16 protein-coding genes are annotated in these 14,329 nt (G+C 68.7%); 15 read left to right on the top strand and 1 reads right to left on the bottom strand.

The features are described from left to right. Positions 1-19 precede the first annotated feature (19 nt). The 3 genes from SPDO_RS06800 (at position 20) to SPDO_RS06810 (ending at position 2,199) form a co-directional block, all read left to right on the top strand. Positions 20-1,342: a metal-dependent hydrolase family protein gene (locus tag SPDO_RS06800; protein WP_088366708.1), complete on the top strand. Its 1,323-nt coding sequence runs from the start codon at positions 20-22 to the stop codon at positions 1,340-1,342. Between the two features lie 122 nt (positions 1,343-1,464). After that, entirely contained in the window at positions 1,465-1,731 is a 267-nt protein-coding gene (locus SPDO_RS06805) for a DUF2312 domain-containing protein (RefSeq protein ID WP_076743623.1), read from the top strand. A gap of 45 nt (positions 1,732-1,776) precedes the next feature. Continuing rightward, positions 1,777-2,199, top strand: a complete 423-nt coding sequence (locus SPDO_RS06810) for a hypothetical protein (RefSeq protein ID WP_088366709.1) — start codon at positions 1,777-1,779, stop codon at positions 2,197-2,199. A gap of 91 nt (positions 2,200-2,290) precedes the next feature. Here SPDO_RS06810 and SPDO_RS06815 read toward each other — a convergent pair whose 3' ends face one another. Next, complete coding sequence (locus SPDO_RS06815; RefSeq protein ID WP_088366710.1) at positions 2,291-3,748, bottom strand: helicase HerA domain-containing protein; 1,458 nt, start codon at positions 3,746-3,748, stop codon at positions 2,291-2,293. 87 nt (positions 3,749-3,835) lie between these two features. Here SPDO_RS06815 and SPDO_RS06820 point away from each other — a divergent pair, with 87 nt between their 5' ends. The 12 genes from SPDO_RS06820 to tilS all read left to right on the top strand — a co-directional run bounded on the left by SPDO_RS06820 (position 3,836) and on the right by tilS (position 14,268). Next, on the top strand, positions 3,836-4,372 hold the full coding sequence (locus SPDO_RS06820) for a DUF1003 domain-containing protein (protein WP_088367024.1): 537 nt from the start codon (positions 3,836-3,838) through the stop codon (positions 4,370-4,372). Between the two features lie 48 nt (positions 4,373-4,420). Further along, complete coding sequence (locus tag SPDO_RS06825; RefSeq protein WP_088366711.1) at positions 4,421-5,164, top strand: YebC/PmpR family DNA-binding transcriptional regulator; 744 nt, start codon at positions 4,421-4,423, stop codon at positions 5,162-5,164. A gap of 25 nt (positions 5,165-5,189) precedes the next feature. Further along, positions 5,190-5,696, top strand: a complete 507-nt coding sequence (gene ruvC / locus SPDO_RS06830; protein WP_088366712.1) for a crossover junction endodeoxyribonuclease RuvC — start codon at positions 5,190-5,192, stop codon at positions 5,694-5,696. A 68-nt stretch (positions 5,697-5,764) separates the two neighbouring features. Then, positions 5,765-6,364 (top strand): Holliday junction branch migration protein RuvA, encoded by a 600-nt coding sequence (ruvA, locus tag SPDO_RS06835; protein WP_088366713.1) that lies wholly within the window; start codon positions 5,765-5,767, stop codon positions 6,362-6,364. Next, complete coding sequence (locus SPDO_RS06840; protein WP_088366714.1) at positions 6,361-6,753, top strand: GFA family protein; 393 nt, start codon at positions 6,361-6,363, stop codon at positions 6,751-6,753. The genes ruvA and SPDO_RS06840 overlap by 4 nt, the downstream gene beginning before the upstream one ends. Further along, the gene (locus SPDO_RS06845; RefSeq protein WP_088366715.1) at positions 6,753-7,493 is read left to right on the top strand and encodes a ParA family protein; all 741 of its coding nucleotides are present in this window, start codon (positions 6,753-6,755) and stop codon (positions 7,491-7,493) included. Before SPDO_RS06840 ends, SPDO_RS06845 begins: the two co-directional genes overlap by 1 nt. A 68-nt stretch (positions 7,494-7,561) precedes the next feature. Further along, on the top strand, positions 7,562-8,584 hold the full coding sequence (gene ruvB / locus SPDO_RS06850; RefSeq protein WP_088366716.1) for a Holliday junction branch migration DNA helicase RuvB: 1,023 nt from the start codon (positions 7,562-7,564) through the stop codon (positions 8,582-8,584). 76 nt (positions 8,585-8,660) lie between these two features. Continuing rightward, complete coding sequence (locus tag SPDO_RS06855) at positions 8,661-8,918, top strand: hypothetical protein (protein ID WP_088366717.1); 258 nt, start codon at positions 8,661-8,663, stop codon at positions 8,916-8,918. Between the two features lie 70 nt (positions 8,919-8,988). Then, the gene (ptsP, locus tag SPDO_RS06860) at positions 8,989-11,256 is read left to right on the top strand and encodes a phosphoenolpyruvate--protein phosphotransferase (protein ID WP_088366718.1); all 2,268 of its coding nucleotides are present in this window, start codon (positions 8,989-8,991) and stop codon (positions 11,254-11,256) included. A gap of 135 nt (positions 11,257-11,391) precedes the next feature. Then, the gene (locus tag SPDO_RS06865; RefSeq protein ID WP_088366719.1) at positions 11,392-12,288 is read left to right on the top strand and encodes a helix-turn-helix domain-containing protein; all 897 of its coding nucleotides are present in this window, start codon (positions 11,392-11,394) and stop codon (positions 12,286-12,288) included. Between the two features lie 95 nt (positions 12,289-12,383). Further along, positions 12,384-13,280: a tetratricopeptide repeat protein gene (locus SPDO_RS06870; protein ID WP_088366720.1), complete on the top strand. Its 897-nt coding sequence runs from the start codon at positions 12,384-12,386 to the stop codon at positions 13,278-13,280. A gap of 4 nt (positions 13,281-13,284) precedes the next feature. Beyond that, positions 13,285-14,268 (top strand): tRNA lysidine(34) synthetase TilS, encoded by a 984-nt coding sequence (gene tilS, locus SPDO_RS06875; protein WP_088366721.1) that lies wholly within the window; start codon positions 13,285-13,287, stop codon positions 14,266-14,268. Positions 14,269-14,329 lie beyond the last annotated feature (61 nt).

The following is a 14,329-nucleotide window of genomic DNA, read 5'->3' on the forward strand; positions in this document are numbered from 1 at the left end:
GCGACACGGGGGGTAGGCGATGAAGACGATGTTTCTGGCTGCTTTGTTGGCGGCGGCCACGCCTGCCCTTGCCCAGACGGCGGCGCCTCCTGCTCCGCCAGCGGTGACCTATATCCATGCCGGTGCGCTGCTCGACCGGCCGGGGCAGGCACCACGCGGGAACAGCACGATCATCGTGCGCGACGGCAAGATCGCCGAGGTGCGCGACGGCTTCGTGCCGCCCGAGGCGGGCGCGAAGCTGGTGGCGCTGAACGACAAGTTCGTGCTGCCGGGGCTGATCGATCTTCACGTTCACCTGCTGGGGATCGGCGGCGATCCGCTGCGCGCGCGGATGACGGCGCTCAATACCGAGCAGGCCGACGACGTGCTGTATGGCGCGGGCAATGCCAAGGCGACGCTGAACGCGGGCTTCACCACGGTGCGCGATCTGGGCGGTGACCCGCGCGGCATTCGCGCGCTGCGCGATGCGGTGGATCGCGGCGACGTGACCGGGCCGACGATCGTCAATGCCGGCACCGCGATCTCCGTGACCGGCGGGCATGGTGATCCGCTCAATGGCCTTGCCGAGCCTTATGCCCATGCGGTGGCGCAATCGGTGGACAATCTGTGCGACGGCCCGGCGGATTGCGTGCGCGCGACGCGGCGGCAGATCGGGCTGGGGGCGCAGGTGATCAAGATCACCGCGACGGGCGGCGTGCTGTCCAACGTGTCGGGCGGCCTTGGCCGCGCCTTTACGCCGGAAGAGATGAAGGCGATTGTCGATACGGCGCACAACCTTGGGCGCAAGGTGGCGGCGCACAGCCATGCCGCCGAAGGCACCAAAGCGGCGCTGACCGCAGGCGTCGATACGATCGAGCATGGCAGCTTCATCGACGATGAAGCGATCGCGATGTTCAAGAAGACCGGCGCCTATCTGGTGCCGACCGAGATCGCCCCGGTCGCGGCGGTGGCGCAGGCGCGCTCCGGCGTGCTGCCCGCCGCGGTGCTCCCCAAGGCGGAGGCCGCGGCGGCGGCGATGCAGGACAGCCATCGCCGGGCGTACAAGGCGGGCGTGAAGTTCGCGTTCGGCACCGACAGCGGCGTTTCAAAGCACGGCGACAACGGGCAGGAATTCGCCCTGCTGGTTGAGAAGGTCGGGATGACCCCGACCGAGGCGATCCGCAGCGCGACGGTGACCGCGGCCGAGGTGCTGAACCAAGGCGACCGGATCGGCACGATCGAGCCGGGCAAGGCGGCCGACATCATCGCGGTCGATTCGTCGCCGCTGCAGGACGTGCGCCAACTGGAGCGCGTGCGCTTCGTCATGCACAAGGGCGACGTGGCCAAGCCGCTCACCGATTAAGGTTTGATCGCCGCGGCGGCTTTCCATAAGAGCCGCCGCCACAACCGATCTACCGGCAACCGCACCGCCGCCTCGCGTGATTCGCGTGGGGCCGGCGGTGCTTCACATTTGGGGTTTAGACGATGGCTGAAGAACGCGGCGAGGGCATGGGTGGCGGTCAGGTAGCCGCCGAAGAGCTGCGCCTGCTGATCGAGCGTGCCGAGCGGCTCGAGGAAGAGAAGAAGGGCATTTCGGACGACATCAAGGACGTGATGGCCGAGGCGAAGAGCCGTGGTTACGACCCCAAGGCGATCCGCAAGATCATGTCGATCCGCAAGAAGAAGCGCGAGGAATATCAGGAGGAGGAGATGATCCTCGAAACCTATATGCAGGCGCTGGGGATGCTCTGAGCCGATCGGCTCCCTTTCAAGAAAACAAAGGCAGAGGCGACGGTGGTGAAATCGATCATTCTTTCCTTGTCGCTTCTGCTGCCAGCCGCCGCGCAGGTGCCGGCGGCTGATCCCGCCGCGGGCTTCTGTGGGCGCATGGCGGCGCAGTTTGCGATGAAGCCGGCAAAGCAGCCGAGCGGCAAACCGGCCTTTGAGGCGCGCGCGCTAAAGGGGCTGGGCGTCGCGCTGTTCGGTGGGTCGACGATGGTCGGCATGCAGTTGCGCCCGCCCGAGAGCGGCGACATCGGCAATCCGGCGCGCTTTGCCGATGCCTGCCAGATGACCGCCGGACGATTGGCGTGCGCCGTCAGCGGCCCGGCGGTGTTCGAGATGACGGTGGGCGATCACATCGCGCGCACCGTTGCCGAGCCCGGCGACATGGCCGAAGTGAGCATGGCGAAGAACCGCATCCGTTGCGAGGCGCGCTGAAGCGCCGAGGCTGCAAGCGTCCGCTCTTTAGCGAGGGCGGCAGCGTTCGCGGCTCCATGGATCCCGGCTCAAAGCCGCGATGACGCGTTCCTCACGCAGCCTCTGCGGGTGCCGTCGTCCAGCCAAGGCGAGCGATGGTGATCGAGCGTTTGCCCGACAGATCGGTGCGGGTGACGATCAGGTCGCGGCTTTCGATATAGCCCATCAGGCGCCGCACCCGGCCGAGCGAGGACGTGCCGTAGGTGTCCGCCAGGGCCGCGTCGCTGGGGCACGGTGCGCCTTCCTTGGCCGCCTTGGCGACCAGCAGGAACGGGCCGACCATTTCATCGGGCAGCGCGCCGGCCAGCGCCACCGCCTCGGCCCATTCGGGATCGCTGGTGTCGAAGATGCCGGCGCGCGCCGACGAGAGCCGGCGGGTGAAGTCGCCGAGTTCGATGCCCGACCGCGATAGCCCCTGCATGCGGCAGCGGACCTGGAAGTCCTGAAACAGCACGGAGGCCGGGCGACCGGCCGATTCGGGATCCTCAACGATCGCCCGGAGCACGTCGGCGACGATGGCGGTGACTTCCTCGTCGGAGCGCTCGGGCTCGGGCGGCAGCGGCGCGGGACGCGCCATGTCGGAGATCAGCTCCTCCGCCGGCACGCGACGCGGGCGCGCCTCGAACGCCATCGGCAGTTGCGGCGCCGCCTCCGGCTCGGGCGCGGCGAAGATCAACTCCTGGAGGTCGGCCGGCGGGGCGGACGGGAGCGGCGTCAGCTTCGGGCTGCCCGAGCGCGCACTGGTCTCGACCGCGCCGATCTTTACCGTCTGCGGGCGGCGGCAGACCGCGGGGCCAAGCGCGAGAAAGGTGCCGCGGGGCAGGTCGCGGATCGCCTCGGCCTGGCGGCGCTCCATCCCAAGCAGGTCGGCGGCGCGCGCCATGTCGATGTCGAGAAAGGTGCGGCCCATCAGGAAGTTCGATGCTTCGGCCGCAACGTTCTTGGCGAGCTTGGCGAGCCGCTGCGTCGCGATGACGCCGGCGAGGCCGCGCTTGCGGCCGCGGCACATGAGGTTGGTCATGGCCGACAGCGAGGCGCGCCGCACGTCCTCCGCCACTTCGCCGCCGGTGGTGGGGGCGAAGAGCTGCGCCTCGTCGACCACGACGAGCGCGGGATACCAATGTTCGCGTGGGGCATCGAACATCGCCGACAGGAAAGTGGCGGCGCAGCGCATCTGCCCCTCCGCCTCCAGCCCTTCGAGGCTGAGTACCACCGAGGCGCGGTGTTCGCGCAGCCGGCCGGCGATTCGCGCGATCTCGCGTTCGGAATAGTCGGTCGCCTCGACCACGACATGGCCGTACGCCGGGCCGAGCGTCACGAAATCGCCCTCCGGATCGATCACCACCTGCTGCACCTGACCCGCCGAGCGTTCGAGCAGGCGGCGCAGCAGGTGCGACTTTCCCGAGCCCGAATTGCCCTGCACGAGCAATCGGGTGGCGAGCAGTTCCTCTAGGTCGATCAGGACCGGCGCACCCGAGGTGTCGGCGCCCATGTCCACGGCTATCGTCATGGCGAAGCGTTTGGCCGAAACCGGCGGTGCGGGGCAAGACGTTTGCGTCGGCTGGCGCTAATGCGCGGTGAGTTAATGGGGGTGGCAATGACGAGTCAGAGGGCGGACATAGGGGAATTGGCGCGGCACCTGCTGGGCAAGCCGCCCGAGGCGCTGGACGAGGAGGAACGGCGCGTCCTGTCGGCAATTGCCGCGGGCACGCCCGGGGTGCGCGATGCGTCGGACGTCGCCGACGAACGATCGACGCTGGGCGAGCGGCTGGCCGACCGAGTCGCGGAAGTGGGCGGCTCGTGGGGCTTCATCATCGTCTTCAGTGCCGTGCTGCTCGGCTGGATGCTGCTCAACAGCGACGTGCTGGCGCGGTTCGGGATGGCGTTCGACCCTTACCCCTACATCTTTCTCAACCTGATGTTGTCGACGCTGGCGGCGGTGCAGGCGCCGGTCATCATGATGAGCCAGAACCGGCAGGCGGCAAAGGATCGGCTGAGTGCCGAGCTGGATTACGAGACGAACCTGCGCGCCGAGCTGGAAATCCTGCGGCTGCATCGCAAGCTGGACGGCGAGGTGATCGCGCGGCTGGCCCGTCTGGAGACGATGATCGCGGAAAATCGCGCAAGCGGGTGAGCGCGGCGACTTGAGCCGGGCGCGTATCCGGCGCTAGAGGCGCTTGCCATGGCAGGTCATTCCAAATTCAAGAACATCATGCACCGCAAGGGTGCACAGGATAAGAAGCGTTCGGGCATGTTCTCGAAGCTGAGCCGCGAAATCACCGTTGCGGCGAAGATGGGGCTTCCCGATCCCGACATGAACCCGCGCCTGCGCGCGGCGGTGAACGCCGCCAAGGCGCAGTCGATGCCCAAGGACAATATCCAGCGCGCGATCGACAAGGCGAGTCGGGGCGATGCGGAGAATTACGAGGAAATCCGCTACGAAGGCTTTGGCCCCGGCGGCGTCAGCCTCATCATCGAGGCGCTGAGCGACAATCGTAACCGCACCGCCACCAACGTGCGCACCGCGGTGAGCAAGAACGGCGGCAATCTGGGCGCGTCGGGCTCGGTGAGCCATGCGTTCGACCGGCTGGGCCTCATCAACTACCCGGCGAGCGTCGGCGACGCCGAAAAGGTGTTCGAGGCCGCGCTCGAAGCGGGTGCCGAGGACGTGACGTCGAGCGAGGACGGCCACGAAATCTGGACCGCACAGGCGGACCTGCACGAAGTCGCCAAGGCGCTGGAACCGGTGCTGGGCGAGGCGGAAAGCGCGAAGCTCGCCTGGCGGCCGCAGACCATGGTCGCGGTGGACGAGGGCGATGCGGCGACGCTGTTCAAGCTGATCGACGCGCTGGACGATGACGACGACGTCCAGCAGGTGTGGGGCAATTACGAAGTCTCCGACGAGGTGATGGAGAAGCTGGGGTGACGATCCCCGGTGCGGGGCTTGTTTCATGATCATCCTTGGCCTTGATCCGGGGCTCGGAACCAGTGGCTGGGGCGTGATCTCGGCGGAGGGGAACCGGCTGCGGCATGTTGCGAACGGGCAGATCAAGACCGATCCATCCATGCCGCTGCCGCGCCGGCTGACCAACCTGTACGCTGCGCTGATCGACGTGATCCGTGCCGAGCGGCCCGACAGTGCGGCGGTCGAGGAAGTGCTGGGCAATACCAATGCGCAATCGACACTGAAGCTGGGGCAGGCGCGCGGCGTGGTGCTGCTGGCGGCGGCAGGGGCGGGGATGATCGTCGACGAATATCACCCGTCCACGGTGAAGAAGGCGGTGGTCGGCACCGGCGGTGCGGAAAAGCGGCAGATTCAGGCGATGATCGGCGTGCTGCTGCCGGGCGCAAAGGTTGCCGGGCCGGATGCGGCGGACGCGCTGGCGGTGGCGATCTGCCATGCGCATCACCGCGCGAGCGCCGCGGGCATGATGCGGCGGCTGCAGGCGGGCGGCTAAGTCGCGCGAGGAGTTGGCCCGCCGCTGCCGAGGCGCTACGGATCGTCGGACATGACGGACCGCAAGCTTTGATCGCGTATCTCAAGGGTATTCTCGCCAGCACGAGCGCCGATCATGCGGTGATCGAAGTGGGCGGCGTCGGCTATCTGGTCGGTGCGTCGTCGCGCACGCTGGCGGCGCTCGGGCCGGTCGGCGAGGCGGTGCAGGTGCATACCGAGATGCTGGTCGGTGAGGATTTCCAGCGGCTGGTCGGATTTGCGGGGGCGGACGAGCGCGACTGGTTTCGGCTGCTGACCGGGGTGCAGGGCGTGGGCGCGCGCGTGGCGCTTGCGATCCTGTCCGCACTGGAGCCGGCGGAGCTGAACCGCGCGGTCGCCGCGCAGGACAAGGCGATGGTGGCGCGCGCCAATGGCGTCGGGCCGAAGCTGGCCGAGCGGATCGTGCGCGAGCTGAAGGACAAGGCAGGCGGCATCGTGCTCGGGCCGTCTGCGGCTGCGCAGGTCGCGCCTGTGGGGGCGAGCGCGGACGCGGTGTCGGCCATGCTGAACCTTGGCTTCCGCCCCGCGGAGGCGGCGAGCGCGGTGGCGGCGGCGGAGGAAGAACTGGGCACCGGCGCCACGCTGGACGCGCTGGTGCGGCTCGCGCTGCGCAAGGCGGCGAAGAAGTGAGCCGGACGGCGTCCTGTGCATGCGGGGCGCTGTTGATCGAGTGCACAGGCGATCCGGTGCGCGTGTCCGTGTGCCATTGTCTTGATTGCCAGCGGCGCAGCGGTGCACCGTTTGCCGCACAGGCGCGCTTTCCGGAAGACGCAGTGACAGTAACCGGTACGCCGCGGCAATGGCGGCGTGTGGGCAGCAGCGGCAGTGCGGCGGTTCATCACTTCTGCGTGACCTGCGGCACGACGCTGTTCTACGTGTTGGAGCGTCAGGCCGACTTGATTGCGGTTGCGGTCGGCTGCTTTGCGGATCCGCATTTTCCGGCACCGGGCTATTCCGTGTACGAGAATCGCCGGCACCCGTGGATTGCCATTGCCGGCGAAGGGATCGTGCACGACTGATGAGCGGGCGGACGATTGCGGTATACAGCCTGAAGGGCGGCGTGGGGAAAACGACGCTGGCGGTGAACCTTGCCTGGGCGTCTGCGACGCTGTCATCGCGGCGCACGTTGCTGTGGGATCTCGACGGTCAGGCGGCGGCGACGTGGATCCTGGGGCATGACGGCCATGGTCGCGAGGCCGGCGCGGTGATCCGGCGCGAGGTAAGCGGGCGGCGGTTGGTGCGGCCGACGGCGATCGAGCGGCTCGACCTGCTGCCGGCGGATGCTTCGTTACGCGAGTTGGACGTCGCCTTTCGGGCACTGGACAAGAAGAACCGGCTGACGAAGCTGGTCGGCGAACTGGCGCAGGATTACGACCGGATCGTGATCGATTGCCCACCCGGGCTGACCGACACGTCGGACCAGATCATGCGCGCGGCCGATCTGGTGGTGGTGCCGGTGATCCCGTCCGCGCTGTCGCGCCGCGCGCTGGATGCGATCGCGGCGCATGTCGGGCGCAAGAAGGGGCCGAAAGTGACGCTGGCGCCCGTTTTCTCGATGGTCGATCGCCGCCGAGCGGTGCATCGCGAGGCGCTCGCCCAGCATCCGGACTGGCCTGCGATTCCTATGGCGAGCGCGTTCGAGGCGATGGCTGAGCGGCGGGCGCCGCTGGGCGCCTTTACGTCGCGGCAGGCGACCAGCGTGGAAGCGGTGGCGGCGCTGTGGCAGCGGCTGGAGGCGGCGCTCACCGGTATCCGGTGATCGGGCGGGCAGTGGCCGGGTTAAAGCCATAGGCGCGCGGCGTGAGCAGGGCTAAAGGCACAGGCGAAATGACCGATACCGATCGCCTCATCACGCCGGCGCGCCGGGCCGAAGACGCCGACGCTGCGCTGCGCCCCAAAAGGCTCGACGAATTCGTCGGCCAAGCGGCGGCGCGCGACAATCTGCGCGTCTTCATCGAAGCGGCCAAGGGGCGCGGCGACGCGCTGGACCATGTGCTGTTCTTCGGCCCGCCGGGACTTGGCAAGACGACGCTGGCGCAGATCGTGGCACGCGAGATGGGCGTGGGCTTTCGTGCAACCTCAGGGCCGGTCATCGCCAAGTCGGGCGATCTGGCCGCGCTGCTGACCAATCTCGAGGACGGCGACGTGCTGTTCATCGACGAGATCCACCGGCTTCAGCCCGCCGTGGAGGAGGTGCTGTACCCGGCGATGGAGGACCGCGCGCTCGACCTGATGATCGGCGAGGGACCGTCGGCGCGAAGCGTGCGGATCGACCTGCCGCGCTTCACCCTGGTGGGCGCGACGACGCGGCAGGGGCTGCTGACGACGCCGCTGCGCGACCGGTTCGGCATTCCGGTGCGGCTGCAATTCTACACCGTGGAAGAGTTGACGCGCGTGGTGACGCGTGCGGCCGGGCTGCTCGACCTTCATATCGCACCCGACGGCGCAGCGGAGATCGCGCGGCGCGCGCGCGGCACCCCGCGTATCGCCGGGCGGCTGCTGCGCCGGGTGCGCGACTTCGCCAATGTCGCGGGCGTGGCGCAGGTGGACGCCATCGCCGCCGATCGCGCGCTCAACCGGCTGGAGGTCGACAATCTGGGCCTCGACGCGATGGACCGGCGCTACCTGACCATGATCGCGGACATCTATCGCGGTGGGCCGGTCGGGGTGGAAACGCTGGCTGCTGGACTTTCCGAACCACGCGACACGATCGAGGAAGTGATCGAGCCCTATCTGATCCAGCTCGGCCTTGTCGCGCGAACCGCGCGCGGGCGGATGCTGAACGCGGGCGGGTGGAAGCATCTGGGGCTCAATCCGCCGGCGGGCAGCCCGGACGGATTGTTCGACTAAGCCGGCGGGTCGCGCGTCCGGATCGGGAGCCGCGCGGCGTCGGGCGCGTTAAAGCATTTCATCACAAAGGATCATCATGACCACAACGCCGCCCGTGCCGCCAGCCAACACCTCGCCCTTCCCGATCGAGGAGCCGCCGCACACGCCGACAGCGCCGACCGCGTCCAAGTCGTCGTCCGACGAATGGGCAACGCCGGAGAAGCAGGGCTGGTCGATTGGCAAGATCGTCGGTGCGGCGGCGGGTGTCGGTGCGATCGCGATCGGCGTTGCCGCCGTGCTGTTCCCCCGCGACAGTGCAGCATCCTCGAAAAAGACGAAGAAGCGCAAGAGCTGACACGTTCGCTGCGGTGCCGCGGAGCAAATGTTGCGTGGCACCCAGCCCCCGCGCCTGCTAGCCACATCCTATGCTGTCCGCCGCCGCTTCCGCCCGTGAAATACTCGTCAACCTGCATGACGTGATGGCGGCGCGTACCAACGCGCAGGCCAAATTGAATCAGGTGGTCGATATCATCGGCGAGGCGATGGATAGCGAGGTCTGCTCGATCTATCTGTTGCGCGAAGGCGTGCTGGAGCTGTTCGCGACGCGCGGCCTTGCCGCCGACGCGGTGCATGTCACCAAGCTGGCGCTGGGCGAAGGTCTGGTCGGCACCATTGCGCAGAACGGCGAGGTGCTGAACCTCGACGAGGCGGCGAGTCACCCCGATTTCGCCTACAAGCCCGAAACGGGCGAGGACCGCTTCCACAGCTTCGCCGGCGTGCCGATCATCCGGCGCGAGCGGTCGGTGGGTGTGCTTGCGGTGCAGCATGCCGATCCGCGCCGCTATGCCGATATCGAGATCGAGGCGTTGCAGACGGTTGCCATGGTGCTGAGCGAGCTGATCGCCAATGCCGGGCTGATCGATCCGGCCAATCCCAAAGATCGCCCGCAGCAGTCGACGGCCAGCATTCGACTGACCGGACAGAAGCTGGTGGAGGGCATGGCGGCGGGCTGCGCGGTGTTCCACCAGCCGCGTATCCATATCGAGCATACCGTCGCTGAGGACATCGAGGCCGAGCGCCACCGCGTCTATGCCGCGTTCGACAAGATGCGCGAGCAGATCGACCGCATGACCCGCGAGGCCGAGTTCGGCGTCGGCGGCGAGCATGAGGAGGTGCTCGAAACCTACAAGATGTTCGCCTATGACGAGGGCTGGTCGCGGCGCATCAACGAGGCGATCGACAGCGGCCTGACCGCGGAAGCGGCGATCGAGCGGGTGCAGCAGCGCACGCGCCAGCGCATGCGGCAGATCGACGATCCGCTGCTCGCCGACCGGATGCACGACCTGGAGGACCTGTCCAACCGGCTGCTGCGCATCGTATCGGGGCAGATGGGCACCGCGGCGCAGATGGGCCTTCGCCAGGACACGATCCTGATCGCGCGCAACCTGGGGCCGGCCGAACTGCTGGAATACGATCGCCGGCGGCTGAAGGGCGTGCTGCTGGAGGAAGGATCGCTGACCGCGCATGTCACCATCGTGGCGCGGGCGATGGGCGTGCCGGTGCTGGGCCGCGTGCGCGAGGTGCGCCGGCAGATCGCGGAGGGCGACCTGCTGCTGCTCGACGTCAACGAGGGATCGGCGGTGGTGCGTCCCTCCGCGGCGATGGAGGAGGCGTTCGACGCCAAGCTGGCGTTGCGGCAGAAGCGCCGTGCCGCCTACGCCGCGCTGCGCGACGTGGCGCCTACGACGCGGGATGGGCACCGCGTGACAGTGATGGTCAACGCCGGGCTGCGCGACGACGTCGGCGCGCTGGACGTGACGGGTGCGGATGGGATCGGGCTGTTCCGCACCGAATTCCAGTTCCTGGTGTCCGCGACCCTGCCGCAGCGCGAGCGCCAGCAGCGCCTGTATCGAGAGGTGCTGGACGTGGCGGGCGACCGGCCGGTGATCTTCCGCACGGTGGACATCGGCGGGGACAAGGCGCTGCCGTACCTTGTCCAGGGCGACGACGAGGAGAACCCGGCGATGGGCTGGCGCGCGCTGCGGCTTGCGCTGGAACGCAACGGGCTGATGAAGGCGCAGGCGCGCGCGCTGATCGAGGCGGCGGCGGGGCGCACGCTCAACGTCATGTTCCCGATGGTGAGCGAGGCGTGGGAGTTCGCCGAGGCGCGCGCGCTGTTCGAACAGCAGCGCAGCTGGATTGCCTCGCGCAACCGGCGGATGCCGAACGAGATCCGCTATGGCGCGATGCTGGAAGTGCCGAGCCTGGCCTATCAGCTCGACCTGCTGCTGCCGCAGGTGGATTTCCTGTCGATCGGTACCAACGATCTGACGCAATTCCTGTTCGCCGCCGACCGTGCCAACCCGAAGCTGGCGGAGCGGTACGACTGGCTGTCGGCCTCCATCCTGCGCTTCATCGCCAGTGTGCTGGCACCGGCGCGTGACGCCGGCGTGCCGGTGGCGATCTGCGGCGAGATGGGCGGACGGCCGCTCGAGGCGCTGGCACTGATCGGGATCGGGATCGATCGCCTGTCGATCACGCCCGCGGCGGTGGGGCCGATCAAGGCCATGGTGCGATCGTTGGATTATCAGGCGGTTGCGGCCGAGATGGGCCGGCTTCTGGCCAATCCGCCGCGCGACATGCGCGCCGCACTGGCCGGCTGGGCGCAGGCAAACGGGGTGGAACTGGGCTGAGTTTGGCTGCGCCTTCGGTGAAGCGAGGGACGTTGCCGACCAAAAGCGGTGTGGCTCGATTGACACAGATGGCCGGCTCTGTGAGACGTGCAGGCGAGGCTGAACGGGGTCGGTTCAGCCCTAGCGGAGAAGCGAATGACTGAGGCCGAGCGCGGCGACAACGCGACGCTCTTCCCGCAACCTGTTGGCGAGAGGCTACGCGCCGCGCGCGAGCGACAAGGGATGTCGCTGGCCGAGATCGGTGCCCGTACCCGTGTGCCGCTGCGTCACCTGGAGGCGATCGAGGCGTCCAATTACGGTGCGCTGCCATCGCCGACCTATGCCGTTGGCTTTGTGCGCGCCTATGCCCGCGCGCTGGGCGAGGATGAGGTGGCGCTGGCCCGTGACGTGCGGGCCGAAGCGCATGACGCGCCGCGCGCCACGCCGCGCTATCAGCCGTATGAAGTGGCGGACCCGACCCGCGTGCCGAGCCGCGGGCTGGTGATCGCGGCGGCCGGCGTCGCGCTGGCGATTGCGGTGCTTGCCGTGCTGTGGCTGGGCAGCAGCCTGTTCCGTGGTGACGGCACACCGCCGGCCGCCCCATCGGTGGCGGTGGCCGTTCCGGCGGCGCGCCCGTCCGCGGCCCCCGCGGCGGCGCCGCAGGTGGCGCTGACGGCGACCGACGAGGTCTGGCTGCGCGTGTACGACGCGGCGGACAAGACGCTGTATCTTGGCACCATGAAAGCGGGTGAGCGGTTCGACGTGCCGCCGGGTGCCGACAATCCGATGATCAATGTTGGCCGGCCGGACAAGCTGCAGGTGACGCTGAACGGATCGGTGCTGCCGCCGCTGGGCGACGGGCGGCGCGCGATCAAGAACGTGCGTGTCAGCGCCGATGCGTTGCGGACGCGCTTTGGCGGCAACGCGGCCGGCGGTGAGACGGCGCCCGCGGCGCCCGCGGCGCCCGCGGCGGCCGCTCCGGCGACCGCGGCGCCGGCTGCCGCATCGTCGGTGCCGCCCGCCTTTGCCGGTCAGACGCCGGCGGGGCGTTGAGCGAGCGGACCGGCTGTGTGTCCTTAAGGCTGGCGACAGGCGCGCGCGTGTAGCTATAGCGGGTTGTTAACCCATTGCCGGGGGGCTGTTGATCGATGCCTAGGTTGCTTTTCGCCGTGATCCTTGCCGGGGTCGCAACACCGGCGCTCGCCCAGTCCGGTCTGGACGGCCGCGTCGGCAAGCTCGAAAGCGAAATGCGCGCCGTGCAGCGCAAGGTATTTCCGGGCGGCGCGGGAACGTATCTGGAGCCGCAGGTTCGCCCGGCACCCTCAACGCCGGAGGAGATCGGCGCACCGGCCTCCAGCGCCGTGTACGATCTGACGCAGCGGGTGTCCTCGCTGGAGTCGCAGATTGCCTCCATGACGGGGCAGATCGAGCAATCGCAATATCGCCTGCGCCAGTTGGAAGACCAGTTCGCCGCCTACAAGAAGGCGACCGATGCGCGCCTGAGCCGCGATGCCGCCGCGCCGGCCGGCGAAGGCACGTTGCCCGAAGGCGGTCCCGTGGTGCCGCCGCCGCCGCGCGCGGCGGCCACGCCGGCGGCTGGCGCGAGCGGCAGCCGCGCGGCACAGGTGGCTGCGGTGGAAAAGCCCGCCACCGGGCAGGCGGACGAGGATGCGTATCTCTACGGCTATCGCCTGTGGGCGGCGAAGCTCTATCCCGAAGCCGCCGACCAACTGAAAAAGGTGGTGGCGACCTATCCCAAGTCGCGGCGTGCCAGCTTTGCTCAGAATCTGCTCGGCCGATCCTATCTCGACGATGGCAAGCCGAGCCTCGCCTCGATCGCGTTCTACGACAATTACAAGAAGATGCCGGATGGCGAACGGGCGCCGGACAGCCTGTATTATCTTGGCCAAGCGCTGATGAAGCTGAACAAGCCGGCGGACGCCTGCAAGGTCTATGGCGAACTGCTCGACGTGTATGGCGATCGGGTCGGGCAGGGGATGAAGGACGACGTGGCGCGCGCGCGAACCTCCGCCAAGTGCAAGTGACCGCGTGGTCGCTGGCGCGGACGTAAGCCAATTCCACCGCGATCTGCTGGTGCTGACGCGTGAGGCGCCGACGCCAGCGCGGCCGCTGGCGGTGGCGGTGTCGGGCGGACCCGACAGCATGGCGCTGCTGGTGCTCGCCGGTGCCGCATTCCCCGGTGCGGTGATCGCCGCCACCGTCGATCATGGCCTGCGCGAGGCTGCGGCGGCGGAGGCGCGGATGGTGGCGGAGGAAGCGGCCAGGCTGGATCTGCCGCATGCCACGCTGGTGGTGGAGGGGGCGATCAGCGGCGCGAGCCTGCAGGCACGCGCCCGCGACGCGCGCTACGGCCTGCTTGCTGCGTGGATGGAGACGCGCGGCGCGCTGGCCATCGCCACCGCGCACCATGCCGACGATCAGGCCGAAACCTTCTTGATGCGCGCCTCGCGCGGATCGGGGGTTTCGGGGCTGGCGTCGATCCGGGCGGCGACGGTAATTGCCGGTGCGCCGGTGGTGCGTCCGCTGCTTGGCTGGCGCCGGGCGGCGTTGCGCGCCACGGTGCGGCGAGCCGGGCTGCCGTTCGTGGACGATCCGGCGAACAGCGACCCGCGACACGATCGTACGCGCTTTCGGCAATTGCTCGACCGCAACGAGTGGCTCGACCCGGCCGCCCTGGCGCGCAGCGCCGCCGCGATTGCGGAAACAGAGCGCGACCTTGGCGAAATGGCGCTGCTGATGTGGCGCGAGCGGGTGACAACGGCGGAAGGCATCGTGACGCTGGATGCCGCCGAACTGCCCCGAGACATGCTGCGCCGGCTGGTCCGCCGGGCGATCGCCACCGTGCGTGCGACTCACGCGATCACCGCGCCCGCATTCGATGCGTCGGCGAACATCGAGCCACTGCTCGACAGCCTCGCCGCCGGGCGCCGGGCGACGCATGCCGGCGTGCTGGCCGCCCCTCGGCGCGGACGCTGGCACTTTCGCGATGCGCCGCCGCATCGATCACGGTGAGCGACGAAATTCGCCGCTCGTTCCGTTGCCATTAACCTCAGGCCGCCTACATTACCGCTGT

Source organism: Sphingomonas dokdonensis (assembly GCF_002197685.1).
GTDB classification, from domain to species: domain Bacteria; phylum Pseudomonadota; class Alphaproteobacteria; order Sphingomonadales; family Sphingomonadaceae; genus Sphingomonas; species Sphingomonas dokdonensis.

Excerpts from the sequence above, each read along its gene's own strand:
- SPDO_RS06805 (WP_076743623.1), top strand. The coding sequence starts at position 1,465 with ATGGCTGAAGAACGCGGCGAGGGCATGGGTGGCGGTCAGGTAGCCGCC.
- SPDO_RS06870 (WP_088366720.1), top strand. The coding sequence starts at position 12,384 with ATGCCTAGGTTGCTTTTCGCCGTGATCCTTGCCGGGGTCGCAACACCG.
- SPDO_RS06800 (WP_088366708.1), top strand. The coding sequence starts at position 20 with ATGAAGACGATGTTTCTGGCTGCTTTGTTGGCGGCGGCCACGCCTGCC.
- SPDO_RS06820 (WP_088367024.1), top strand. The coding sequence starts at position 3,836 with ATGACGAGTCAGAGGGCGGACATAGGGGAATTGGCGCGGCACCTGCTG.
- ruvC (WP_088366712.1), top strand. The coding sequence starts at position 5,190 with ATGATCATCCTTGGCCTTGATCCGGGGCTCGGAACCAGTGGCTGGGGC.
- SPDO_RS06865 (WP_088366719.1), top strand. The coding sequence starts at position 11,392 with ATGACTGAGGCCGAGCGCGGCGACAACGCGACGCTCTTCCCGCAACCT.
- SPDO_RS06855 (WP_088366717.1), top strand. The coding sequence starts at position 8,661 with ATGACCACAACGCCGCCCGTGCCGCCAGCCAACACCTCGCCCTTCCCG.
- SPDO_RS06845 (WP_088366715.1), top strand. The coding sequence starts at position 6,753 with ATGAGCGGGCGGACGATTGCGGTATACAGCCTGAAGGGCGGCGTGGGG.
- ptsP (WP_088366718.1), top strand. The coding sequence starts at position 8,989 with ATGCTGTCCGCCGCCGCTTCCGCCCGTGAAATACTCGTCAACCTGCAT.
- SPDO_RS06815 (WP_088366710.1), bottom strand. The coding sequence starts at position 3,748 with ATGACGATAGCCGTGGACATGGGCGCCGACACCTCGGGTGCGCCGGTC.
- ruvB (WP_088366716.1), top strand. The coding sequence starts at position 7,562 with ATGACCGATACCGATCGCCTCATCACGCCGGCGCGCCGGGCCGAAGAC.
- SPDO_RS06825 (WP_088366711.1), top strand. The coding sequence starts at position 4,421 with ATGGCAGGTCATTCCAAATTCAAGAACATCATGCACCGCAAGGGTGCA.